Raw genomic sequence first — 23372 nt, 5'->3', positions numbered from 1 at the left:
AAGCCGAGCGCCAGCGAGGCGCAGGCATGAGCACTCCCAATGCACAGCCGAAGACCACCTCGGCGTTCATCGCGCAGGCCGCGATCGCGTTCGGCGTCAGCTTTTTGGCAACGGGCATCGGCATCTTCTATCTGCCGCTTGATATTTGGCAGCGCGGTTTCCTCGCGATGTCCGTGCTGTTCCTGGTCACCAGCACCTTCACGCTGGCGAAGGTGATCCGTGATCAGCAGGAGTCGGCTTCATTCCTGAACCGGATCGATGAGGCGAGGTTGCAGAAGTTCATCGCCGAGAACGATCAGTTCAAGTCCGCCGCATAACAACTCCCACCTGGACGAGTCCGGCAAACGAGGGGTCCGGACCCGTCCAGGTGGGGCTTTTCCTCACTTCAGCTTGTGCTCGAGCGCCGAGGATTCCACCAGATACGCCCGGATCCGCTCACTCAGCTCCGCCGACCAGTCCGGCGGCTCGACGATCGCGGCCCAGGCATCCAAAACCACTGTGCCGTAATTGTGTCCGTGCCCGTCGGGTACCCGCTGCGCATTCGGCAGGTCGGCGGCGACCTGCCAGAACGTCACGATGGGATACCACGCCATGGTCTGCGAGACGTCCGGTCCGCGCGGCTCTTTCAGCCAATCCGGTTCGCTGAACAGCAGATCGGGCGACCACCAGATGACCGGATCCGAGGCGTGCTGCAGGTAGGCGATGCGCGGTGCGCGCCATTCCGTCGGCGGGCGAGCGAGATCGGCGCGATCGAGGGCGAACCGCACCGTCAACCCGTCCGCGTAGATCGGTTGCACCTCAGGTGTTCCCGGATCGCGGCGGGCGATGAACTGCGACCACAGCCGGTTCGAATTCGGCGGCCCGACCCACAGCACACCGTCGGTCCGCGCCCGGATATCCGCCAGATCGGCGAAGGCGCCCTCGGACCCCTGCGAGCCGAGGCTTTCGCCGTAGACGAGCAGTTTCGGGCGCGCTTCGACGGGCCGCGCCGACCAGTGTTCATAAACCTTGTCGAACACCAGCTTTCCCATGCGGGTGGCTTTTTCCTTGTCCGACAGGAATGAGAGCACGCTGGGCAGATACGAATACTGGGTGGCCACCACCGCGGTGTCGCCGCCGTACATCAGCTCGACCGATGCCACGCTGGTCGAGTCGACCCAGCCGGTGCCCGTCGTGGTCACCACCACCAGCGCCTTGCGTTCGAAGGCGTGCGTGCGCTCCAGTTCGGCGACCGCCAGATCGGCCTGCGCGGCAGGGTCTTTCGCCGACTCCAGCCCGGCGTACACCCGAATCGGTTCGCGGGCGGGCTTTCCCGTCACCCTGGCGATATCGGCGGCGGTGGGCACGAAGGAAACGAACCAGCGACCCTCCGAACCGAGGGTGTCCCACTTCGCCAGCGATTCGGGGCTGCCGGACCGTTCGGGCAGCATCGGCTGGGTGGCATTGGGCGAGGTGTGACCGTTGCGCACGCTGAACGCCGAATTGGCCACCGCGAAGAAGCTTTTGACCAGCACACCGTTGAACAGCAGCACGGCGAGCACGGTGACCACCAGCACGCCGCTCCACCAGGCGAGGCGCACCGGCATTCTGGTGCGCCGGATGAACTCGGCGGCGACCAGGCGGATCAGCCAGCGCACCCGCCGGAAGATGGCGATCGCGATCCAGCCGACGAGCAGGCTCAGCCCACCGGTGCGCAGATAGCCGGAGGTCGTGATGGGCGCCATCCCCATGAGCGCGGTGATCTCGCGCTGCCAGCGGGCCGACTGCACCAGCGTGAACACCGCGATGACGACACAGGCCGCCATGGTCGTCACCTTCAGCGCGCCGGGCAGCCAATCCGGTTGCCCGGTGCGCAGATCGGTGATCGCGGCGGGCAGCCGCGGCCGAATCCATTTGCGGTACGACCACTCGAGCAGCGCGCCGATGCCGTAGCCGATCGCGGCGTTGATCCCGCTGACCAACCCCTGGAACAGCCAATCACGCGGCAGCAGTGAGGGTGTCAGCGACAGGACGAAGGCGAGCGTCCCGACGATCAGGCCGGGATAGTTCGGATGGACGAAGCGTTCCACATAACGTAGCCGAGCCAGGTCCATCCGAACCTCCGTGTCGTCAGACCGCGTGTGCTCCGAACAGCTTGGGCAGGGTGCCCTCGAACGCCTCGCGCAGTTCGGTCAGCGGCACCGAGAACTGGCCCTGCACCTCGACCGAATCCGAACCCTGGTCAACCACGCCGATACGCACCCACGGCAATTCGCGCGCGCTGCACATCTTGGTGAAGCGGGTCTCCTCCGAGCGCGGCACCGCGACGAGCACGCGGCCCGCCGACTCGGAGAACAGCGCGACGAACGGGTCGGCGCCCTCGGGAAGCAGGATGCGGCAACCGGTTTCGCCGGCGAGCGCGGCCTCGACCACGGTCTGCGCCAGGCCACCCTCCGAAAGGTCGTGCGCCGCACTGATCATGCCGTCGCGCGACCCGGCGACGAGCACCTCGGCGAGCAGCTGCTCACGGGCGAAGTCGACCTTCGGCGGCACGCCGCCGAGGTGGTCGTGCGCGACCTGGGACCAGATGGAGCCGCCGAATTCGTCGGCGGTGTCGCCGAGCAGGATCAGCGTCTCGCCCGGCTCCAGGCCGAGGCCGGTCGGGATGCGGCGGTGCACATCGTCGATGACGCCGAGTACGCCGACCACCGGGGTGGGCAGGATGGCGTCCTGGCCGGTCTGGTTGTAGAAGCTGACGTTGCCGCCGGTGACCGGAATACCAAGGGCGACACAGCCGTCCGCCAGACCGCGCACGGCCTGCTGGAACTGCCACATCACGCCGGGATCCTCCGGGGAACCGAAGTTGAGGCAGTTGGTGACGGCCTTGGGCGTCGCGCCGGTGGTGGCCACGTTGCGGAAGGCCTCGGCCAGCGCGAGCTGCGCGCCGGTGTACGGGTCCAGCTTGGTGTAGCGGCCGGAGGCATCGGTGGCCAGCGCGATACCGCGGCCGGTCTCCTCGTCGATCCGGATGACGCCCGCGTCCGCGTGCTCGGCCAGCACGGTGTTGCCGCGCACGTAGCGGTCGTACTGCTCGGTGATCCACCTGCGGCTGCACAGCTGCGGGCTGGCGATCATCTGCAGCAGCGTCGCGTGCAGCTCGTCGGCGGTCTTCGGCCGCGGCAGCGTGTCCGGGGTATCGGCGATCAGCGCGTCCTGGAAATCGGGGCGCTGCACCGGGCGCTCGTACACCGGGCCCTGGTGGGCGACGGTGCGCGGCGGCACGTCGACGACGGTCTCGCCGTGCCAGCTGATGACCAGCCGGTCACCGTCGGTGACCTCGCCGATCACCGTGGCGAGCACATCCCACCTGTGGCAGACGGCCATGAACGCGTCCACGTTCTCCGGCGTGACCACCGCGCACATGCGCTCCTGCGATTCGCTGGAGAGCACCTCGGCCGGTGTCATGCCCTTGGCGCGCAGCGGCACCTTGGTCAGGTCGATGTGCATGCCGCCGTCGCCCGCGGCCGCGAGTTCGGAGGTGGCGCAGGACAGCCCGGCGCCGCCGAGGTCCTGGATGCCGACGACAAGCTTGGCGGCGTACAGCTCGAGACAGCACTCGATGAGCACCTTCTCGGTGAACGGGTCGCCGACCTGGACGCTCGGCAGTTTCTTGCGGCCGGTGCCCGACTCGTCGCCGGAGAAGGTGTCCGAGGCGAGCACGGACACGCCGCCGATGCCGTCGAGGCCGGTGCGCGCACCGAACAGGATGATCTTGTTGCCGGTGCCGGAGGCGAAGGCGAGGTGCAGGTCCTCGACCCGCATCACACCGGCGCACAGCGCGTTCACCAGCGGGTTGCCCTGGTAGGAGGCGTCGAAGACGGTCTCGCCGCCGATATTCGGCAGGCCGAGCGAGTTGCCGTAGCCGCCGACGCCGCGCACCACGCCGTCGACGACGCGGCGGGTGTCGGCCGCGTCCGCCGCACCGAAGCGCAGCTGGTCCATCACCGCGATCGGGCGCGCGCCCATCGCCATGATGTCGCGCACGATGCCGCCGACGCCGGTGGCCGCGCCCTGGTAGGGCTCGACGTAGGAGGGATGGTTGTGGCTTTCCACCTTGAAGGTGACCGCCCAGCCGTCGCCGACGTCGACGACGCCCGCGTTCTCGCCGATGCCCGCGAGCATGGAGGCGCGCATCTCGTCGGTGGTCGTCTCACCGAAGTAGCGCAGATGCACCTTCGAGGACTTGTACGAGCAGTGCTCGCTCCACATCACCGAGTACATCGCCAACTCGGCGTCGGTCGGCCTGCGGCCCAGAATTTCCTTGATGCGCGCGTATTCGTCGTCCTTCAGACCTAGCTCTTTGTAGGGCTGCGGCACATCGGGGGTTGCTGCGGCTGCGCTGACGGTGTCGACCTGCGGAGTCACGGAGTACCAGGGTCCTTTCGGGCCGGGAGCGCGAAGCTGGGGATTCGTAACGGAGTTTAGCCGTGACCGCTCGGCGCGCCGGTTCCGGGCTTTACTGGTGCGCGCGATCACATAGCAGAAGGCGCGAGCCACCGCACGTTCTTCGACAACCCACCCGATACTCTGTGCCCGTGACGGAACGAGCGGGGGTAGCTGATTCAGCTGAGCAGTCGGTCACCCCGGCGACCAAGCGGCAACTGCGCTGGCTGTTCGCCGCGCTCGCCCTGTTCGCCGTATCGGTGCTCGTCTCACTGTTCGTGCACTGGTGGGGCGGCTACATCGACCTGCAGGTCTACCGCAACGGGGCCCGGGTCTGGCTCGACGACGGCGAGCTGTACGGGCCGATGCCGCCGGTCTTCGGCATCGGCCTGCCGTTCACCTACCCGCCGCTGGCCGCGCTGTTCTTCGCACCGCTCGCGCTGATGCCGCTGGAGCTGGCCGAGGTGCTCGTGGTGATCACCTCCGTGCTGAGCCTCGGCATCACGCTGTGGCTGGTGCTGGCCAGGATCCGGCCCGGGCTGGACCGGATGACGATGCTGCCGTTGGTGATCACCGCGGTCGCGCTGACCCAGGTGTTCGAGCCGCTGCGCCAGACCTTCGGCTTCGGCCAGATCAACCTGGTGCTGATGGCCGCGATCACCATGGATTGCCTTGTCCGCAAACCGTTCTGGCCGCGCGGCATGCTGATCGGCATCGCGGTGTCGGTGAAGCTGATCCCGGCCGGGTATCTGCTCTACTTCCTGCTGCGCAAGGACTGGAAGGCCGCAGGCACGCTGGTGGTCTCCGCGATCGCCGCGGTCGGGCTCGGATTCCTGCTGTTCCCCAGCGATTCGGTCGAATACTGGTTCCACACGCTGGCCGACACCGGCCGGATCGGGCCGCCGTATTTCGCGGGCAATCAGTCGATCAAGGGCATGGCGTTCCGGCTCGGCGTCGCCGATCAGACGGCGACACTGATCTGGATCGCGCTGTCGCTCGTCGCGGTCGCGCTCGCCGCGATCTGGATGCGCAGGCTCATCGCCGCCGGCGCGACCGTCGCCGCGCTGCTGGTGAATGCCGCGGCGGTACTGCTGGTTTCGCCGGTGTCGTGGTCACACCACTGGGTGTGGATCGCGCCCGTTGCGGTGCTCGCGGCCGACGCGATCGCCCGCGGCAAACGCAGTCGGCCGTTCCTCGCGACGGTCGCCGCGTTCACCGTGCTGTTCCTGATCGGACCGCACTGGCTGCTGCCACACAGCAACGACCGCGAGCTCGACTGGGCGTGGTGGCAGCAGCTCATCGGCAGCAGCTATGTGATCGCGACCCTCGCGGTGTTCGTATTCGCCGTCACCACATACCGGCCGGTGACCGCGGGCGTCAGGAACGCGGCCAGCGCCGCCGCGTAGGCGGTGATGTCGGCGGCGCCCATGATCTCCCGGGCCGAATGCATGGCCAGCTGGGCGGCGCCGACGTCGACGGTGGTCATGCCGGTGCGCGCGGCGGTCATCGGGCCGATGGTCGAACCGCACGGCAGATCCGCCCGGTGCACGTAGCGCTGCAACGTGACATCCGCTTGCGCGCAAGCCAGCGCGAACGCGCCCGCACCGACGGCATCGGTGGCGTAGCGCAGATTCTGGTTGACCTTCAGCACCGGTCCACCGTTCACCTCGATCCGGTGCGCAGGCTCATGCCGATCCTGGTAGTTCGGGTGCGTCGCGTGCGCCATATCGCCCGAGGCGCAGACGGATCCGGCCAGCGCGGCCAGATATTCGGCGCGACCGCCGCCGCGGGCGAGCACGATCCGTTCCAGCACGGCGGGCAGCAGATCCGACATAGCGCCGCGATCGGACTGGCTGCCGACCTCCTCGTGATCGAAGATCGCCAGCACCGGAATGGCCGCACCGGGTTCGGCGACCGCCGCGAGGAAGGCGCGCATCCCCGCGTAGCAGGTGCCCTGGTTGTCCAGCCGCGGCGCGCTGACCAGATCGCGGTCGCGCCCGACCAGCCTGCTCGGCGTCAGGTCGTGTGCCATCAGCTCCCAGCCGAGCACCGCGTCCGGATCGACGCCCGCGTGCTCGGCGACGAAGTCGAGGAACGAGCGCGGCTCGGATCCGAGGCCCCACACCGCGTTGAGATGGCGCTGCGGGTCGAGCGCGACGCCGCGGCGATCGTCGGACAGGTGGATCGCCAGCTGCGGCACCCGCAGGATCGGCTCATCGATGCGGACGAGCCGCTCGGCGACCGCGTTGCCGTCGCGCACGCTGAGCCGCCCGGAGACGCCGAGGTCGCGGTCGAGCCACGAGTTCAGCCATGCGCCGCCGTACGGCTCGAGCCCGACCAGCTGCCAGCCCGCGCCCGCCAGATCGGGATGCTGTTTGACGCGCAGGTTCGGGCTGTCGCTGTGCGCGCCGATCACCCGGAACGGCGCGGAGCCGAGCGACTCGGGGCTCGACCACGCGATGAGCGAACCGCCGCGGATCACGTAATGGCGGCCGCCACCGTCGGTTTGGTGCTGACGGGTGGCGCCGCCGCCCCAGGCGTACTGCCTGGCCGCATCGCTGAGCGGCCACGGCGCCGCCTCGGGGAGGCGGGTGAAACCGTGGCCCTCGAGCTCACGCGCGACCGTCCGGCAGACATGGAACGGCGACGGCGAGGAATCGATGAAGTCGCACAGCCCAACGGCGGTGGCGGCAGTGGTGGAAACGGGCATATGGGAATCCTAGGTGCGTGAGGTGGCACAACCCGGAAAAGACCGCACAGTTTGTTTTCAGTGGCGCGCCGCCGGGCCGGGAACGGCCCTCGCGACGCAATACGTGCCGGCCCGGCGGTACCGCAAGCCCATTGTCGAATATTCGGCCAGCACAACGCGATCCACGCTATCCACGGCCCGGTTCGGCACCATCGTTTCGCAGTCCATCTTCGCTCCCGACGTCGCGTTGTTCAGTTCGCCCCAAGAGTGATCGCCAGCGGCGCCGAACTAATTCTATTTGGAAACATAACCGACGCAGTCTGATTCCACTCCGCCGCACCGGGCGAACGGGACTTACCGGGCGAGTACCGGAACTAGTCGGGCGCGGAAACGAGCTCGAGCAAGCGCATCAGCTCGGAGTAGCGGCGCGCGCCCATCCGCGACCGCAGCTCATGCTCGGCGCGCGTCTCCTCGGCGCGCACCGAGGCGACCAGGTCGACGCCGAGACGGCTCAGCCCGATCAGGATCCGGCGGCGGTCGTCCTCGGCGGCGATGCGGAAGATCAGGCCGCGCTCGGCTAGGAAGTCGGCATGCCGAGTCGCCGACGAGGGCGGGAGCTGGGACTTCGCCGCCAGCTCGCTCATGGTGACGCCGGTCTCCGCCGACAGATTCGACAGCATCGACCACTGGTCGGCGGTGAGCTGCCTGGCACAGAGAGCGGCATCGAGGTGACGCAGCCAACCGCGCTCGGCGGCACGCAGCGCACCATGCAGCGTGGAATATCCGCTTACAATGGTCGTCGTCATTATTTCCCGCCTGCCCCTGAATTTCGCTCGAACGAGAAGAAGAGTACCGAATGTCCGCGTTCGGCGAGAGCCCTGATGGCACAATCGAGATCCTCAACATAGTTCCGATGCAGGGTCCCGGTGGGATCGTGGCGCCTTCCTGCGATGCTGCGATATCGCTCGCGGTGGACGAAATCAACCGTGGCACAGGAATACTCGGTCGCGAAATTCGTACTACGAATATCGACGGCGGGCGAGATCCCCTGGAAGTCGCGCTGGAGGTCGACGCCTTCCTCGCCACCGGAATGGTGGACGCGATCACCGGATGGCACACCTCGGCGGTCCGGCTCGCGGTGGCCAAGGCCAACGACAGCCGGGTGCCCTACCTGTTCGCGACCGGGCACGAGGGGCTGACCAACGAGCTACCCGGCGTGCTGATGCTCGGCGAGCACCCGGCCGGGCAGACGCTGCCCGCGGTGCACTGGCTGCAGCGCGAGCTCGGCGTGCGGCGCTGGGCGATCATCGGCAACGACTACATCTGGCCGCGCGAATCGGCCAAGGCGGTACGCAACAGCCTCATCGATCCGTCCGCGATCGTGCTGGAGCGGTTCGTACCGCTCGGCGCACCGGACTTCGGCGGCTTCCTCGCTGAACCCGCGCTCGATCTGGCCGAGGGCGTCATCATCCTGATGGTCGGCGCCGACGTCTCCCGGTTCAACCGGCAGTTCGCCGCGACCGGCCGCGCGGCCGCACAGATCAGGATCAGCCCGGCCGCCGACGAAAACGTGCTGCTCGCCGGCGGCGCAGGCGCCAACCACAACTTCTACGTGGCATCCAGCTTCTTCATCGACGAGCGCACCAGCGACGGCCGCGACCGCATGCGGCGCTACCGCCGGCTGCACGGCAACTTCGCCCCCGCGCTCACCAGCTTCAGCAACGCCACCTACGAGGCCATCCACACCCTGCGCGCCATCGCCGAGACGACGGGCTCACTGCGCGTCCCCGAGGTCCTGTCCACCCTCGACCAGGGCGTCCTCCTCGAAACACCGGGCGGTACAAGGGGATTCCGCGGCAACCAAGCGGTCCAGCACGGCTACATAGCCCTGGCCAACGGCGTCGACTTCGACATCATCGCCCAGATCACCTAGCCGAACGCCGCCGCGTTGCGCGCGCACCAGGCGGCGAACCCGCGCGGATCACGGCCGGTCAATCCGGCGACGGTATCGGTACGCAGGCCGACGGTATCGGCGCGCATCGCGGTGAACGACTCGACGATGGCGTCCGCGAGCGGCCCCGGCGCGCCGTGCGGGAACCGAGCGCGCACCGCCTCCTCCGGCGTCGCGGTCTCACGCACGGCGATCGGGCGTCCGAGCACCCCGGCCAGCACCGCGACCTGCTCGGGAATCGTGTAGGCGGTATCGCCCGTGAGGGTGTACGCCCGCCCTTCGTGCCCGTCCTCGGTCAGTGCGAGCGCGGCGACGGCGGCGATATCGCGGGGATCGATCGGCGCGAACCGTCCACGACCGGTCGGATTGAGCACGTAGCCGCCCTCGCGAATGGTGCCAACCCATTCGAGCGCGTTGGTCATGAAGCCGCCCGGGCGCAGGAAGGTCGCTGGAATACCCGAGGCGCGCACCAGTTCCTCGCGCTCGTGATGCCAGCGGCCCATGGCGGGCATCGGATCGCCGAGCACATGCGCCGAGGACAGGTGCACGATCCGGCGCACCCCCGCCGCCACCGCCGCGTCGACCGCATGCCGCACCGGCGCGGTGGCGATACCGGGCGTCAGCAGGAACACGGCCCTGACATCGGCGAAAGCCTGTGACAGCGTTGCGGGTTCGGCCAGGTCGGCGACGACGCGCGGCACCCGCTCCGGCAGCACGCGCGCACGCGACGGATCGCGCACCAGCACCCGGAACTCCACCTCCTGCGCGTCGAGCAGCCGCACGAGTTCCCCACCGATGTTCCCGGTAGCCCCGGTCACCAAGAGCATGACTTCTCCCGATATCGTTTGCCGTCTAGCGATCTCCCGGAACGTTAGCCACGAAATGATTAGCCGTCAATCGACTTGAAGGAAGCGCGATGTCGGAGTTCCTCGATCTGCACGGCCGGACCAACAAGGCCGTACGCGCTGTCGCCGACGCGGCGGTCCGGCGGCACGGCCTGCACCTCGGCCAGGACCACCTGCTCGCGGCGCTGTGGGAGCACGACGGGCGCACCCCGGGCGAGATCGCGGCGGCACTGTCGGTCACCACGCCGACGGTGGTGAAGATGGCGACCAGAATGGCCGAGGCCGGCCTGCTCGAACGCCGTCGCGACGACAAGGACAACCGGCTCGTTCGACTCTGGCTCAGCGATACCGGCCGCCGCCTGCGCCGCCCGATCCAGTCCGAACGTCAGGCGCTGGAGCAGCGCCTGACCGCCGATCTCACCCCGACCGAGCGCAGGCACCTGCTCGCCGCGCTCACCAAAATCCATCGCGCGGCGACCGAAATACTGGCGGGCACAGCGGATTCCGATGACGACTGAAACGACCCGACACCGGAAACGACTCCGCCCTCCCGGCGCTACCGGAAGGGCGGAGTGCGATGGAGCTACAGACTCAGGCGGAGACGAGCGAGTCGAGCACCGAAAGGAATAGGCCCATGCCGTCGTCGGACGGGCCGGTGAGCGCCTCGGTGGCGTGCTCGGGATGCGGCATCAGGCCGACGACGCGGCCGTTGGCGGAGGCGATGCCCGCGATGCCGCGCTGGGAGCCGTTGGGGTTCTCGCCCGCGTAGCGGAACACCACGCGGCCTTCGCCTTCCAGCTCGTCGAGCACGGCGGCCGAGGCCTGGTAGCGGCCCTCGCCGGACTTCAGCGGGATCAGGATCTGCGCACCGGGCTCGTAGCGGGAGGTCCACGCGGTGGACACCGACTCGACCTGCAGCCACTCGTCGCGGCAGATGAAGTGCAGGCCCTCGTTGCGGGTCAGTGCGCCGGGCAGCAGGCCCGCCTCGCACAGCACCTGGAAACCGTTGCAGATACCGAGCACCGGCAGACCCTGGCCCGCGGCGCGCACGACCTCGCCCATCACCGGGGCGAATCGGGCGATGGCGCCCGCGCGCAGGTAGTCGCCATAGGAGAAGCCGCCCGGCACGACGACCGCGTCGACCTTCTTGATATCGGCGTCGGCATGCCACAGACTGACCGCCTCGGCGCCCGCCCGCCGCACCGCGCGCGCGGCGTCGACGTCATCGAGCGTGCCGGGGAAGGTGATTACACCGATGCGCGCCGTCATGGGAGCCGGACTACCTTCCACTCCTCGATCACGGTGTTGGCCAGCAGCGCCTCGGCGATCTGCTCGAGCTCCGCGTCGCCGACGCTGTCATCGACATCGAGCTCGAATCGCTTGCCCTGCCGCACATCCGCGACCCCGGCGAATCCCAGGCGCGGGAGCGCACCGACAATGGCCTGCCCCTGCGGATCCAGGATTTCGGCCTTCGGCATCACCTCGACCACGACTCGTGCCACGCGTTGCTCCTTAGCTGGTGGGGAATACGTCAGCAGCCTAGTTGTCCTGGTTGTCCGCTGAGCTGGCGGGGTAGGCTCGCGAACCCGTGCCGCGCCCCGCTCTGTGGCCCCGCTTACAGGACTCGCCAAATAGCATGGCGGGATGCGCATAGCCCACTTCGGCCACTCCTGCATCCTCGTCGAACTACAGGGCAAGAGGGTCCTGTTCGACCCGGGCACCTTCTCGCACGGCTTCGAGGGCCTCACCGGTCTCGACGCGATCGCGATCACCCACCAGCACCCCGACCACATCGATCCGAACCGCATCGAAGCGCTCATCGACGCGAATCCGGGTGCCAGGCTGCTGAGCGATCCGCAGACCGCACAGCAGCGCGGCGAGCCGTGGCAACCGGTGCACGCGGGCAACATCGTTCAACTCGGCGACCTCCAGATCACCGGTGGCGGCGGCAGGCACGCGGTGATCCACCCGGAGATTCCGGTGATCGATAACACCGTCTTCCAACTCGGCACCGCCGACGACCCGGCGCAGCTGGTGCACCCCGGCGATTCGCTGTGGGTGCCGCCGGTGCCGGTCGGCGTGCTCGCGATTCCGGCGGCGGCGCCGTGGATGCGGATCAGCGAGGCCGTCGACTATCTGCGCGCCGTCGGCCCGCGCACCGCCTTCCCGATCCACTACGGCATCATCGAGCCCGCCGGGCAGGGCATCTACTTCGGCAGGCTCGCCGAAATGGGCCCGGCCGGAACGGAATTCACCGTGATCGAGCCCGAGGACCAGCGCGAGCTGTGACTAGCGGGCGCGCTCGGCGTAGCTCGCCAGGAACAGCGCCTCGGCCAGCGCCAGGTGTTCGATCTCGCTCGGATCCACGCTCTCGTTGGGCGCGTGGATCAGGCATTTCGGTTCCTCGACGCCGATCAGCATGATCTCCGCGTCCGGGTAGGTGTCGGCGAGGACATTGCACAGCGGGATGGAGCCGCCCTGCCCCTGGGTGACCGGCGCTTTGCCGTAGGACGCGGCGAGTGCCTCCGCCATCGCGGTGCGCGCCGGGCCGTCGGATCCGGCGCGGAACGCAGCGCCGCCCTCACCCTCGAGTTCGACGGTGAGCTTGGCCTGCCACGGGACGTTCGCCTCGAGATGCGCGACAAGCGCTTTGTTCGCCTCATCCGGATCGATGCCGGGCGGGATGCGCAGGTTGAGCCGGGCCCTTGCCGAGGGCTGGATGGCCGCCGACGAACCGACCACCGGCGGCACATCGATGCCGAGGACCGTCAACGCCGGTCGCGCCCAGAGCATGTCGGCGATGGCACCGTCACCGGACAGCGCCACGCCTGGCAGCACGCCCGCGTCGGAACGGAAGCGCTGCTCCGGGTATTGCACACCGGGCCAGCTTTGATCGTTGGCCAGCCCGGTGACGGTGGTGTTGCCCTTGTCGTCGCGCAGCGTGGCGAGCAGGTGGATCAGCGCGGCGAGCGCGTCCGGCGCCGCACCGCCGTACATCCCGGAATGCAGTGGGCCCGCGAGTGTTTCGACGGTGACGACGACATTCACACCGCCGCGCAGGGTTTCGGTGAAGGTCGGCTCGCCGACCGCGAAGTTTCCGCAGTCGCCGATCACGATCGCGTCGGCGCGCAACAGATCAGGGTTGACCTCGACGAAGCGCTCCAGCCCGCCGGTGCCCTGCTCCTCGGAACCCTCGGCGACCATGATGACCCCGACCGGTAGGTCGGGCCCTAGGGCACGCAGCGCGGTCAGGTGCATGATGAGATTGCCCTTGCAGTCCGCGGCACCGCGGCCGTACCAGCGCCCATTGCGCTCGGTGAGCTCCCAGACCGGCGTGTGCCACGCGGCCTCGTTCAGCGGCGGCTGCACGTCGTAGTGGCAGTACAGCAGCACCGTCGGCGCACCGGGCGGCGCCGGGCGCGACGCGATGACGGCGCTGGTGCCATCCGGTGTCTCGTGCAGGCCCGCCTTGGTCAGCCCGGCCGCGGCGAACGCGTCGGCCACCCAGTGCGCGGCCTTCTCGCACTCCTGCGGCGGGAACAACCTGGCATCGGCCACCGACTTGAACGAAACCAGCTGGGCCAGATCAATTTTCGCCTGCGGCATCAACGCGGCCACCCGCTCGCGCAACGCGGCGGTGCGGGAATCGTCGGTCGTCATACCAGCGCCTCACTTCGTCGTGGATCGAACTTCACCCGGCGGCCGAGCCGCCGTCCGTTCCGAGGGTATCGGCTGGCCTCGGCGCCGGGCGGGTTCGACGAGTCAGTTCTGGGGTGCGGGTTGCGGATGGTCGGCCCACTTGGTGGTGCCGGGAGGTGCCTGCTGCGTCTCCATCAGTTCCATTCCCGCGACGATCAGCGTCGGGCCGCCCGCGACGATGGTGCCGATCAGGCCGCCGATGATGCCGCCCGGAATGCAGCCGACGAGCAGTCCGACCACACATCCGATGACGAAACCGATGGCCGAACCGACGAATCCGCCGATCTTCGTTGCCATTCCCAGCTTGCTGCTGAATTCGTCCTGGGCGCGCTGATCCTCGAGCGGCGAGGCGATCGGCTTGACCTCGCCGAGTCGGCTGACGCCGGACTGCTCCGGCGTGATCTCCAGAACGGTGTCGCCCTTCGTGGCCACCGCGCGCAGCGGCACGGGGGCCCCGCCTGCGCGATAGTCGAGCGGGAACGAGACCAGCGTGGCACCCGTGGTGTCCTTGACGCTCGCGTACTGCACCTTCGGCGCTTCCGGTGTCGCGCCCTCACGTTCGTCGAGCGAGAAGACCCCGCCCGCGAGCGAGACGACGACTGTCTTGTCCACCACCTTGAGCGAATACCGCAGGCCGGGATCGGCCGCGGGCTCGGCATGGACGGTGGCCGAGGCGACCGTCATCGCACCGACGGCCAGCAGGGCGGCCGCGGTTGTGCTGCGGAATCTCATACGCTTTCCCATCGACGATCGGGGTGACTGCGCACACCTTTCGCGAAAACTCCCGCAGCCCAGCCCCTCGTCAAAAACCGGGCTGCCGAGCGCGGCGAACAGCGCCACAGTCGATCGAAACGTGGTCAGCCTAGGAGAGCCCGACCGAGAAGCATAGGCAGCGAGCACGCCGGGCACGGTCTCCCGATTTCGTTTGAGCATCACTGAATTTCGTTGCTGTACAACAGAATTCGAATCGCTACGAGCCGACGGCGATGGCGGCGGGAGGGCGGCGGTTATCTGTTGATTGCACCGGCGATGACCGTTCGATGACGCATGCGCCGCCCGCAGGCCGCCTCGGCGTGGGCTCCCGCCACCCGCCGCACCCGTACCCGACACTGGGACCGTCCGTGGCACATTCAGCGCGAGCCGACCTTTCGAGAGGGCTTCCATGCCAGATCTGCCTGACCTGTTCGCCATGCCCGGCCTCAGCCGAGGTGCGCCGAAACAGGGCTTCCCGATCAAGGAGATGTCCCCGCCGGTCGCCTATCAGGTGGTGCACGACGAGTTGCTGCTCGACGGCGTCTCCAGGATCAACCTGGCCACCTTCTGCACCACCTGGATCGACGATCACGCGCGCAGGCTGATGGCCGAATCGCTGGACAAGAACATCGTCGACAAGGACGAATACCCGCAGACCGCCGAGCTGGAACGGCGCGCGGCGCGGATGGTGGCCGACCTGTGGCACGCCCCCAATCCGGCCACCGCGCCGGGCACCTCGACCATCGGCTCCAGCGAGGCCGCCATGCTCGGCGGGCTCGCCGCCAAATTCCGCTGGCGGCACAACGGCGGCACCGGGACGCCCAACTTCGTCTGCGGTCCGGTCCAGGTCTGCTGGGAGAAGTTCGCGCGGTACTTCGATGTCGAGATCCGCCAGATCCCGCTGCGCGGTGATCGGCTGACCATGCACCCCGATGACGTCGCCGCGCACTGCGACGAGCGAACCATCATGGTGGTGCCCACCTTCGGCCAGACCTTCACCGGCCTGTTCGAGGACGTCGCAGGCATCAGCAAGGCGCTCGATCAACTCCAGCACAGCAGCGGCCTCGATATCCCGATCCACGTGGACGCGGCGAGCGGGGGCTTCCTCGCCCCGTTCACCGCGCCCGAACTGGTGTGGGATTTCCGGCTGCCCCGGGTGAAGTCGATCAACGCCTCCGGCCACAAGACCGGGCTCGCGCCGCTCGGCTGCGGCTGGGCGATCTGGCGCGAGGCCGCGGACCTGCCCGCCTCGCTGATCTTCGACGTGGACTACCTCGGCGGCAGCATGGCCACCTTCAACCTGAACTTCTCCAGGCCGGGCGGACAGGCGATCACCCAGTACTACGACTTCATCCGCCTCGGCCGCACCGGATATCGCCGGGTGCAGTCCGAGATCTACCGTGTCGCACAGTATCTCGCGCGCAGGCTGGCCGATCTCGGACCGTTCGAGCTGATCAACGACGGCAACCCGCACCGCGGCATCACCGCGGTGAGCTGGCGCCTGCGCGAAGGACAGCGCTACAACCTGTACGACCTATCGGATCGGCTGCGCACCAGGGGCTGGCTGATCGCCGCCTACCCGCTGCCCGCCGATCGTGAGGACGAGACGATCATGCGCGCGGTGATCAGGCACGGGTTCACCGTCGACATGGCCGATCTGCTGCTCGCGGATATAGGCCGGTGCCTCGGCCAGCTCGACAAGCACGCGCTGACGCTCACCAAAGCCGAGGCCGGCGGCTTCACCCACGATGCGACACCGGCCGTGCCTGATTCGAAAATGCGCTAGCGCCAACGGTTTCCGCCGCGCGCCGCCGCCCGATCCACGCCATTCACGGGCGGCGGCGCCGACAGGCGGAACTAAGCGGCACGCGCGCCCGCGAACGGCTCCCAGCGATACACCTCGCTCGCCGCACCGTGGAACAGCGCGAGATCGACCGCGTCGAGCATCGCCTGCCGCGGACCCGACCGGCTCAGCTGCGCCGCCGAAATCGCAAGGCGCAGTACGCCACCGCGCCGCGCGGTGCGCGCCGCGCCCATCACCAGCGCCCGGCACCACCACGGTTCGGCGCGGAAACCCTCGCCGATGCCGTACACCCTGGCCTTGTGCGCCACATTGCGTTCCAGATCGAGGATCGAGGTGAGACCGAGCGCGACCCGGAAGCCGACCTGCGGCAGCGCCTCGATGGCGCCCGCCGAGGCATCCCAGCGCGGCGCCGCGAACAGCCGGGTGCGCAGCTCGGCCTGTTCGAGCACGCGGTCGGCGGCCATCAGGCGTAGTCGGGCCTCATGCCTCGGCAGCGTGGCGAATTCGGCCCTGCGGCGCTTGGTCGCCGCCTGGTCGTAGCCGTGCAGCACGATCGCGTCGCCGCGGGCCCTGCGCCCGCGCAGCCACGCCTGCGTCGCCGGATCGTCGGCGAGGCGGTATTTGCCCTTGAGCCTGGGCGCCACCAGCAGCGACAGCCGGACGTCGCGCCGATCCATCTCCGCGGCGAACTCGATCGCGGCATCGCGGGTGGTCTCCCGGATCCCGGATACGGAAACGATCAGCTCAGCGTTCATGAACCAACGGTGCCAGGCACAGATGTACTCGGCGTGCAGGTCACATGACCAGGCGACGAACACCCCGCCACGGGTTCCGCATCGAGGGGAGGCCGGTCACACCGGCCTCCCGATCGGGTGACTACGCGTCGGCCAGGCCGACCGTATCGAGCACCCAGGCGTATTCGAACGCCACTTCCTTCCACTTTTCGTAGCGCCCGCTGACCCCGCCGTGCCCGGCGCTCATCTCGGTCTTGAGCAGCAGCGGGCTGTCGCCGGTCTTGGTGGCGCGCAGCTCGGCGACCCACTTGGCCGGTTCGACGTAGAGCACCCTGGTGTCGTTGAGGCTGGTGATCGCCAGGATCGCCGGATAGTCCTTCGCCTCGACGTTCTCGTACGGCGAGTAGGACTTCATATAGGCGTAGACATCCTTGTCCGCCAACGGATTACCCCACTCGTCCCATTCGATGACGGTGAGCGGCAGCGACGGATCGAGGATCGAGGTGAGCGGGTCGACGAACGGCACGTTGGCCAGGATGCCCACGAACAACTCCGGCGCCAGGTTGGCCACCGCGCCCATCAGCAGGCCGCCGGCGCTGCCGCCCTCGGCGATGAGCCGATCCACCGAGGTGATCCCGGATTCGATGAGATGGGTTGCGCACGAGACGAAATCGGTGAAGGTGTTCTTCTTGGTGAGCGTCTTGCCGTGCTCGTACCAGAGCCTGCCCATCTCGCCGCCACCGCGCACGTGCGCCACCGCGAACACCATGCCGCGGTCGAGCAGCGAAAGCCGCGATACCGAAAAGGACGGGTCCATGCTCGCCTCGTAGGAGCCGTATCCGTAGAGCAGCAACGGTTTCGGCGCGGAGCCTGCGGAGCGCCCATCGGACACCAGCGGCGCCTGCGCCGCCGCGGCCTCCTTCTTCCACACCAGCGAGATGGGGATCCGGGTACCGTCCGCGGCGACCGCCCAATCGCGCTGCTGCACATAGTCGTTCGCGTCGTAGCCGCCGAGAACCGGCTGCTCCTTGCGCAACAGGAGCTCGCCGGTGGCGGGCACATAGTCGAACACCTGCATCGGCGTGATGAACGAGGTGAGCCCGATCCGCAGCGTCGGCTGCGCCCACTCCGGGTTCGCGCCCGCGCCGACCGAGAACAGCTCCAGATCGAATTCCAGCTCGCGGCGCTCGCCGTAGCCCGACTCGGTCAGCGGCCAGATGGCGACGCGGGTCAGCGCCTCGCGGCGGTAGCTGAGCACCAGGTGATCGGCGAACGCGTCCACGTCCTCCAGCCGCACGTCGTCGCGATGCCCGATCAGCAGCGTCATCCGCGACGGATCGTCGACCGGCGCCTCGGCGAGCACGAAGTTCTCCGCCTTCACCCCGTCGACCACGTCGTTGTGCAGGATCAGGAAGCGGTCCTCGCCGCCGATCACCGCGTGCTCGGCGGAGTATTCGACGCCCTCGCGCCGGGGCAGCAGGACGCGGAACTCGCCCTCGGGATCGGCCGAGTCGAGCACCCAGCCCTCGGTGGTGATCTTGGAGCCGACCCAGATCACCAGGTACTTCTCCGAGCGGGTCGCGCCGATGCTGACCCAGTAGCGCTCGTCGGGCTCGTGGAAGACCTGCACGTCGGCGTCCTTCGCGGTGCCGAGCCGGTGCCGCCACACGGTGTCGGGCCGCCAAGATTCATCGACCGTCTGATAGAAGACGTGCGTACCGTCCAGCGACCACGTCGCGCCGGGTGCGGTACCCGCGATCTCGTCGGCGAGCAGCTCACCGGTGCGCAGATCCTTGAAGCGCAGCACGTAGCGCTCATCGCCGACGGTGTCCACCGAGTAGGCGAGCAGGTTGCCGTCATGGCTGATCGAGAAGGCGCCGAGCGCGAAGAAGTCGGTGCCCTCGGCGAGCTGGTTGCTGTCGAGCAGCACCTGCTCGCCCGGGATCTCGACGCCGACCTCGAGCTTCGGCGGGGTCCACGCGTCGATGCCATCGGCGGCCGGGGCTGTATTCATGGCGGCGTCCACGGGACGCCCCGTGGTTACGCGAGCTGCCTCCTCCGCGCCCGTCGCTCCCGCCGCGACAGCACAGCGGCAGTGCACGCCGTACTGCTTGCCCTCGAAACTGCGTGAGTAGTACCAGTAGTCGCCCAGGCGGGTCGGCACCGAAAGATCGGTCTCCTGGGTGCGGGCCTTGATCTCGTCGAAGATCCGGTCCCGCAGCCCGTCCAGGTGCGCGGTCTGTGCCGCGGTGTAGGTGTTCTCCGCCGTCAAATAGGCGATGACCTCGGGATCCTCCTTGTCCCGCAGCCACTCGTACTTGTCGACGAAAACGTCGCCATGATGCACACGCTCGGTCGGCACCGTCTTGGCGATCGGGGCCGCCACCACACTCTCCACAGCCATGCGCTCCACCCTACTGTTCAGCTCCCTTACCCCCGCGGAGTCGCGTTGCGCCATGCCGCCCGGTGCCAAGCCCCCAATAGGTCGCGCCTCGGAAGTTCGGGCAGGCGAGGCGCTGCGCGACTCAATAACGCACGTGCGATCGCCGGTCAGGCGCCGATCGCCGGGGCGATGGTGGGCCACGAGGCGTGCAGGGTGTCCTGCCAATAGGACCAGGAGTGGGTTCCCACTGGGCTGTAATCGATTCGGGCCGGGATGCCGAGGCCGCGCAGGCGCTGTTCGAAGCCGAGCACGCAGGTGTTGACGCCGGTTTCGATCGGGCCGCCGAGGAAAATGTTCTCCGGCAGTTGGGGTTTGATCTCCGCCTCGTGCGGGCCAGGCACACCGCTGCCGGTGGACAGATAGATCGTCTTGCCGCGCAAGCGATCCGCCATCAGCGCCGGATCGTGTTCGGACCAAGCGGCACTGCCCGGCGCGCCCCACATGTTCAGCGGGTTGCCACCGCGGTTGGCGATGGAGAACATCACCGCGCCCTGCGCCAAACCCGTATCGGGACAAGCACTGTAGCCCGCGACCGCCCGATACAACCACGGCTTGCGTGCCGCGAGGATGAACGCGGCGTTGCCGCCCATCGAGAGTCCACCGATCGCGTTGACGCCGTTACCGTTGAAGTGCGCGTTGATGATCGGCGGCAGCTCCTCGGTCAGGAAGGTCTCCCATTTGTACCGGCCGAAGCGGGGATCGTCCTGCTGCCAATCCGTGTAGTAACTGGCCTGGCCACCTACCGGCAATACCACATTGACGTTCTCACCGGCGAAGAACTTCTCCGCGTCGGTGGCGTTGGTCCAGGTGCTCTGATTCATGCCGGGATCGAGCCCGTCCAGCAGGTAGTAGGCCGGGCGGGCGCCGCCGCCCGCCGGATGCAGCACCTGCACCTGCACGGTTCGCCCCATCGCGGGCGAGTCGATGAATACCGCCGACCTGGTCGGACTCTGCGCGTCGATCCGGACGACCTGGGCCGCATGGGCCGTCGCCGGGACGCTGAGCACCGGACCGAGCAGCGCAAACGTAAAGGCCAGCACTACAACAGCAACTCGCGTTCGCCGCATGTCCCCACCTCCATCACCGCATGCCAATGACATTCAAGGTAACTCACCCGTGAGCGATGTATCTGGGATTCAAGATCATAGCGCTTCTTCAGCAAACCGCCCAGTACGTAAAAGATTTCACGTCGGCGCCAACGGCAACAGTACCGCTCAGCGGTCGAGCGCACCCTTGATCGAAGAGGCCAAATAGTCCAGGTCAGCGCGCCGCGGACTGGTCGGACGACCACGCAGCCCGAACCCGTCACCGGCCGTCCGCGGGATCACATGCAGATGCACGTGGAACACTTCCTGCCCCGCGGTCACCCCGTCGGCCAGAAAAAAGTTCACCCCGTCACACCCCACCTCACTGGCCCGCAACGCCGCCGCCAACCGCTGCCCCACCTGAAACAACTTCCCCCCGACCGCAGGGTCCAACTCGGCAAGACTCCGCGCCGCCACCTTCGGCACCACCAGCACATGCCCCGGCGTCATCGGCCGAATATCCATGAACGCCAACACGTCCGCGTCGTCATACACCTTGCTCGCCGGCGCCCGCCCGGCCACGATATCCCCGAAAATCGAGTACGGATCCACACCGCACCCTAACCCGCGAAATTCACTGTCGCCGCCAACCCCGAGCGCTCATACTTCTCGACAGCCCCTGGCACTAGCTGAGGGAAGTGGGCCCGGGTCCTGGATGGACGTCCAGCATCCGGGTTTCGCGCAGCTCCCAGCACCACCGAGAGGACCGAGTCCGGCGGCTGGATGACCGTCCAGTAGCCGGATTTCGCGCTTCGGATACGGCACACGCGACACCCCAAAAAAACCATGCCACCCTCCGGCCGCCTCAGCTATCATCAGTATCAGCTCCTGGCACTAGCCGGGAGAAGTGGACCCGGCTCCTCTCCGGACGGTGAGCAGTCGGGTTTCGCGCTATCCGGAGCCCTTGTCGACGTGGAACACGTCACTCACAAGCGGAGCCACCGTTGTTCGCCAGGAACCGCCTGCACCATAGGCCCATGCGACCGCATCAGGCCACCACAACCCAGGCTCACAGTGCGGCGGCACATGCGCATACGGCAGGTCCACTGACGCTTTGCGGAGTACCGCCGCGATGCAGTGTCGATCCCTATGATCCAGACTTTGCCGCGACTCGATGACGAGCCGCTCAGCCTTCAGATCAATCAGATGGCTCACCAATCTGGCCATGCATTCGTCGCGAGCACGAACCTCGACCCCTGCACCGATGGCGATCGCCACACGAACATCACCGCATTGGGCCATTGCACCGAGGATGTGCCGACGCCGCTGATCTGGCTCCTTCGCGAAATGCCAGCGGCGCTGGCCCGGCAGACACAATCCACGTACGACCGCTCTCGCGCGCTGCAGGTGCGCCGCCGGAATCAGCGCGGCGCACAGCAGGTACCGATCCCGGCGGATCGACTCGTCCACGAACGCGTGAATGGCCACTCGCGGACAATACCTAGCGGCTATGACACGAACGAGTGAATTTGCGGCGAGATTGCTAGCGCGACTACAGGATTGGGGACGGGGTGTACCGCGCGGCGTCGGGGTACTGGTCGACCAGCTTCTGGACCTGGCCGACGACCGCGGTGACCTGATCCTCCGCGGCGCCGATGAAGGCGGACTTGTCGGCGAGGGCGGCGTCGAGGGCAGTGCGATCCAGGGGCATGCGGGGATCAGCGGCGAGACGGTCCAAAAGGTCTGGCTCCCTGCCCTGTTCGCGCATCGCCAGCGCGACGGCGACGGCGTGCTCCTTGATGACCTCGTGCGCGGTTTCGCGGCCGACGCCAGCGCGGACGGCGGCGATCAGCAGGCGGGTGGTGGCCAGGAACGGCAGGTAGCGGTCGAGTTCGCGGGCGATCACGGCCGGGTAGGCGCCGAATTCGGCGAGCACGGTGAGGAAGGTTTCCATCATGCCGTCGATGGCGAAGAAGGCGTCCGGCAGCGCGACGCGGCGCACCACCGAGCAGAACACGTCGCCCTCGTTCCATTGCGCGCCGGCCAATTCCGCGGCCATCGACGCGTAACCGCGCAGCACGACCTGCAGGCCGTTGACCCGCTCGCAGGAGCGGGTGTTCATCTTGTGCGGCATCGCCGAGCTGCCGACCTGTCCCGGTTGGAAGCCCTCGGTGACCAGCTCGTGCCCGGCCATCAGCCGGATGGTGTGTGCGAACGACGACGGACCGGCGCCGACCTGCACCAGCGCGGAGAGCACATCGTGGTCGAGCGAGCGCGGGTACACCTGGCCGACGCTGGTGAGCACCGTCGCGAAGCCGAGATGGCGCGCCACCTGCTGCTCCAGCGTCGCCAGCTTGGCCGCGTCGCCGTTGAGCAGGTCGAGCATGTCCTGGGCGGTACCCATCGGGCCCTTGATACCGCGCAGCGGATAGCGGTCGATGAGCTCACGCAGCCTGGTCAGCGCGATGAGCAGTTCGTCGGCGGCCGAGGCGAACCGCTTGCCCAGCGTGGTGGCCTGCGCTGCGACATTGTGCGAGCGGCCCGCCATCACCAGCGACTGGTACTCGGCGGCCCGCTCGGCCAGCCTGGCCGCGATCGCGACACCGTGCGCGTGCACATGCTCGAGCGAGAGCCGGATCTGCAGCTGCTCCACGTTCTCGGTGAGGTCGCGGCTCGTCATGCCCTTGTGCACGTGCTCGTGCCCGGCCAGCGCGTTGAACTCCTCGATGCGCGCCTTCACGTCGTGCCGGGTGACCCGCTCGCGCTCGGCGATCGAGGCCAGATCGACCTGGTCGATCACCCGTTCGTAGTCCGCGACCACACCGGCCGGGACGTCGATCCCGAGCTCGGACTGTGCCCGCAACACCTCCAGCCACAGCCGCCGCTCGAGCACGATCTTGTTCTCGGGCGACCACAGCCGCACCAACTCGGGGCTGGCATAACGGGTGGCAAGAACGTTAGGGACGAGGCTCACGACTGCGCCTCGCTGACGCTCGGCTCCGTCGTG

Annotated in this window: 21 protein-coding genes; 6 read left to right on the top strand and 15 right to left on the bottom strand. The window is 68.1% G+C overall.

The features are described from left to right. The first annotated feature begins 26 nt into the window (after window positions 1-26). Complete coding sequence (locus ACIG5A_RS16300) at window positions 27-317, top strand: YiaA/YiaB family inner membrane protein (RefSeq protein ID WP_397241017.1); 291 nt, start codon at window positions 27-29, stop codon at window positions 315-317. A 63-nt stretch (window positions 318-380) separates the two neighbouring features. Here ACIG5A_RS16300 and ACIG5A_RS16295 read toward each other — a convergent pair whose 3' ends face one another. Then, window positions 381-2093: an alpha/beta hydrolase gene (locus ACIG5A_RS16295; protein WP_397241016.1), complete on the bottom strand. Its 1713-nt coding sequence runs from the start codon at window positions 2091-2093 to the stop codon at window positions 381-383. Between the two features lie 16 nt (window positions 2094-2109). After that, entirely contained in the window at window positions 2110-4404 is a 2295-nt protein-coding gene (gene purL, locus ACIG5A_RS16290) for a phosphoribosylformylglycinamidine synthase subunit PurL (protein WP_397241015.1), read from the bottom strand. A 170-nt stretch (window positions 4405-4574) separates the two neighbouring features. Between purL and ACIG5A_RS16285 the strand changes: the two genes are divergently transcribed. Beyond that, window positions 4575-5828 (top strand): glycosyltransferase 87 family protein, encoded by a 1254-nt coding sequence (locus tag ACIG5A_RS16285; protein ID WP_397241014.1) that lies wholly within the window; start codon window positions 4575-4577, stop codon window positions 5826-5828. Here the strand turns inward: ACIG5A_RS16285 and ACIG5A_RS16280 are convergent. Further along, window positions 5732-7132: a M18 family aminopeptidase gene (locus ACIG5A_RS16280; RefSeq protein WP_397241013.1), complete on the bottom strand. Its 1401-nt coding sequence runs from the start codon at window positions 7130-7132 to the stop codon at window positions 5732-5734. The two genes, ACIG5A_RS16285 and ACIG5A_RS16280, sit on opposite strands and share 97 nt — an antisense overlap. A 353-nt stretch (window positions 7133-7485) precedes the next feature. Then, a complete protein-coding gene (locus ACIG5A_RS16275) occupies window positions 7486-7917 on the bottom strand; it encodes a MarR family winged helix-turn-helix transcriptional regulator (RefSeq protein WP_397241012.1) in 432 nt (143 codons plus the stop codon). 50 nt (window positions 7918-7967) lie between these two features. Between ACIG5A_RS16275 and ACIG5A_RS16270 the strand changes: the two genes are divergently transcribed. Then, window positions 7968-9044 carry a substrate-binding domain-containing protein gene (locus tag ACIG5A_RS16270; protein WP_397241011.1) on the top strand — a complete coding sequence of 359 codons (1077 nt, stop codon included), beginning with the start codon at window positions 7968-7970 and terminating at the stop codon, window positions 9042-9044. On the opposite strand, the gene ACIG5A_RS16265 is transcribed toward ACIG5A_RS16270, so the two are convergent. Then, the gene (locus tag ACIG5A_RS16265; protein WP_397241010.1) at window positions 9041-9889 is read right to left on the bottom strand and encodes an NAD(P)H-binding protein; all 849 of its coding nucleotides are present in this window, start codon (window positions 9887-9889) and stop codon (window positions 9041-9043) included. The two genes, ACIG5A_RS16270 and ACIG5A_RS16265, sit on opposite strands and share 4 nt — an antisense overlap. 89 nt (window positions 9890-9978) lie before the next feature. On the opposite strand from ACIG5A_RS16265, the gene ACIG5A_RS16260 reads away from it, so the two are divergent. After that, window positions 9979-10425 carry a MarR family winged helix-turn-helix transcriptional regulator gene (locus tag ACIG5A_RS16260; protein WP_397241009.1) on the top strand — a complete coding sequence of 149 codons (447 nt, stop codon included), beginning with the start codon at window positions 9979-9981 and terminating at the stop codon, window positions 10423-10425. Window positions 10426-10498: 73 nt separating this feature from the next. On the opposite strand, the gene purQ is transcribed toward ACIG5A_RS16260, so the two are convergent. Together purQ and purS are read right to left on the bottom strand one after the other, a co-directional pair. After that, on the bottom strand, window positions 10499-11176 hold the full coding sequence (gene purQ / locus ACIG5A_RS16255; protein WP_397241008.1) for a phosphoribosylformylglycinamidine synthase subunit PurQ: 678 nt from the start codon (window positions 11174-11176) through the stop codon (window positions 10499-10501). Further along, window positions 11173-11409 (bottom strand): phosphoribosylformylglycinamidine synthase subunit PurS, encoded by a 237-nt coding sequence (gene purS / locus ACIG5A_RS16250; RefSeq protein ID WP_397241007.1) that lies wholly within the window; start codon window positions 11407-11409, stop codon window positions 11173-11175. The genes purQ and purS overlap by 4 nt, the downstream gene beginning before the upstream one ends. Window positions 11410-11551: 142 nt before the next feature. Between purS and ACIG5A_RS16245 the strand changes: the two genes are divergently transcribed. Next, window positions 11552-12196, top strand: coding sequence for an MBL fold metallo-hydrolase (locus tag ACIG5A_RS16245; RefSeq protein WP_397241006.1), 645 nt, complete (start codon window positions 11552-11554; stop codon window positions 12194-12196). Here the strand turns inward: ACIG5A_RS16245 and ACIG5A_RS16240 are convergent, their stop codons facing one another. Both ACIG5A_RS16240 and ACIG5A_RS16235 read right to left on the bottom strand, forming a co-directional pair. After that, window positions 12197-13567, bottom strand: a complete 1371-nt coding sequence (locus tag ACIG5A_RS16240) for a dipeptidase (protein WP_397241004.1) — start codon at window positions 13565-13567, stop codon at window positions 12197-12199. A gap of 102 nt (window positions 13568-13669) precedes the next feature. After that, complete coding sequence (locus ACIG5A_RS16235) at window positions 13670-14338, bottom strand: hypothetical protein (protein WP_397241003.1); 669 nt, start codon at window positions 14336-14338, stop codon at window positions 13670-13672. Between the two features lie 430 nt (window positions 14339-14768). Between ACIG5A_RS16235 and ACIG5A_RS16230 the strand changes: the two genes are divergently transcribed. Continuing rightward, window positions 14769-16145 carry a glutamate decarboxylase gene (locus ACIG5A_RS16230; RefSeq protein WP_397241002.1) on the top strand — a complete coding sequence of 459 codons (1377 nt, stop codon included), beginning with the start codon at window positions 14769-14771 and terminating at the stop codon, window positions 16143-16145. Between the two features lie 71 nt (window positions 16146-16216). Here ACIG5A_RS16230 and ACIG5A_RS16225 read toward each other — a convergent pair whose 3' ends face one another. The 6 genes from ACIG5A_RS16225 to purB form a co-directional block, all read right to left on the bottom strand. After that, the gene (locus ACIG5A_RS16225; RefSeq protein ID WP_397241001.1) at window positions 16217-16918 is read right to left on the bottom strand and encodes a DUF2334 domain-containing protein; all 702 of its coding nucleotides are present in this window, start codon (window positions 16916-16918) and stop codon (window positions 16217-16219) included. Between the two features lie 121 nt (window positions 16919-17039). Beyond that, window positions 17040-19301, bottom strand: a complete 2262-nt coding sequence (locus ACIG5A_RS16220) for a S9 family peptidase (RefSeq protein WP_397241000.1) — start codon at window positions 19299-19301, stop codon at window positions 17040-17042. Window positions 19302-19447: 146 nt separating this feature from the next. Next, the gene (locus tag ACIG5A_RS16215) at window positions 19448-20407 is read right to left on the bottom strand and encodes an alpha/beta hydrolase (protein WP_397240999.1); all 960 of its coding nucleotides are present in this window, start codon (window positions 20405-20407) and stop codon (window positions 19448-19450) included. A gap of 147 nt (window positions 20408-20554) precedes the next feature. Beyond that, window positions 20555-20977 carry an HIT family protein gene (locus ACIG5A_RS16210; RefSeq protein WP_397240998.1) on the bottom strand — a complete coding sequence of 141 codons (423 nt, stop codon included), beginning with the start codon at window positions 20975-20977 and terminating at the stop codon, window positions 20555-20557. Window positions 20978-21316: 339 nt separating this feature from the next. Beyond that, on the bottom strand, window positions 21317-21853 hold the full coding sequence (locus ACIG5A_RS16205; protein ID WP_397240997.1) for a hypothetical protein: 537 nt from the start codon (window positions 21851-21853) through the stop codon (window positions 21317-21319). Between the two features lie 64 nt (window positions 21854-21917). After that, window positions 21918-23339 (bottom strand): adenylosuccinate lyase, encoded by a 1422-nt coding sequence (purB, locus tag ACIG5A_RS16200; RefSeq protein WP_397240996.1) that lies wholly within the window; start codon window positions 23337-23339, stop codon window positions 21918-21920. Between the last annotated feature and the right edge of the window lie 33 nt (window positions 23340-23372).

This window comes from Nocardia sp. NPDC052566 (genome assembly GCF_044547285.1).
Lineage (GTDB): Bacteria > Actinomycetota > Actinomycetes > Mycobacteriales > Mycobacteriaceae > Nocardia.
This window is presented reverse-complemented; position numbering and strand designations above follow the sequence as displayed.

Excerpts from the sequence above, each read along its gene's own strand:
- ACIG5A_RS16235 (WP_397241003.1), bottom strand. The coding sequence starts at position 14,338 with ATGAGATTCCGCAGCACAACCGCGGCCGCCCTGCTGGCCGTCGGTGCG.
- ACIG5A_RS16275 (WP_397241012.1), bottom strand. The coding sequence starts at position 7,917 with ATGACGACGACCATTGTAAGCGGATATTCCACGCTGCATGGTGCGCTG.
- ACIG5A_RS16220 (WP_397241000.1), bottom strand. The coding sequence starts at position 19,301 with ATGGCTGTGGAGAGTGTGGTGGCGGCCCCGATCGCCAAGACGGTGCCG.
- ACIG5A_RS16270 (WP_397241011.1), top strand. The coding sequence starts at position 7,968 with ATGTCCGCGTTCGGCGAGAGCCCTGATGGCACAATCGAGATCCTCAAC.
- ACIG5A_RS16295 (WP_397241016.1), bottom strand. The coding sequence starts at position 2,093 with ATGGACCTGGCTCGGCTACGTTATGTGGAACGCTTCGTCCATCCGAAC.
- purQ (WP_397241008.1), bottom strand. The coding sequence starts at position 11,176 with ATGACGGCGCGCATCGGTGTAATCACCTTCCCCGGCACGCTCGATGAC.
- ACIG5A_RS16240 (WP_397241004.1), bottom strand. The coding sequence starts at position 13,567 with ATGACGACCGACGATTCCCGCACCGCCGCGTTGCGCGAGCGGGTGGCC.
- ACIG5A_RS16265 (WP_397241010.1), bottom strand. The coding sequence starts at position 9,889 with ATGCTCTTGGTGACCGGGGCTACCGGGAACATCGGTGGGGAACTCGTG.
- ACIG5A_RS16225 (WP_397241001.1), bottom strand. The coding sequence starts at position 16,918 with ATGAACGCTGAGCTGATCGTTTCCGTATCCGGGATCCGGGAGACCACC.
- ACIG5A_RS16215 (WP_397240999.1), bottom strand. The coding sequence starts at position 20,407 with ATGCGGCGAACGCGAGTTGCTGTTGTAGTGCTGGCCTTTACGTTTGCG.
- ACIG5A_RS16280 (WP_397241013.1), bottom strand. The coding sequence starts at position 7,132 with ATGCCCGTTTCCACCACTGCCGCCACCGCCGTTGGGCTGTGCGACTTC.
- ACIG5A_RS16300 (WP_397241017.1), top strand. The coding sequence starts at position 27 with ATGAGCACTCCCAATGCACAGCCGAAGACCACCTCGGCGTTCATCGCG.
- ACIG5A_RS16230 (WP_397241002.1), top strand. The coding sequence starts at position 14,769 with ATGCCAGATCTGCCTGACCTGTTCGCCATGCCCGGCCTCAGCCGAGGT.
- ACIG5A_RS16260 (WP_397241009.1), top strand. The coding sequence starts at position 9,979 with ATGTCGGAGTTCCTCGATCTGCACGGCCGGACCAACAAGGCCGTACGC.
- ACIG5A_RS16245 (WP_397241006.1), top strand. The coding sequence starts at position 11,552 with ATGCGCATAGCCCACTTCGGCCACTCCTGCATCCTCGTCGAACTACAG.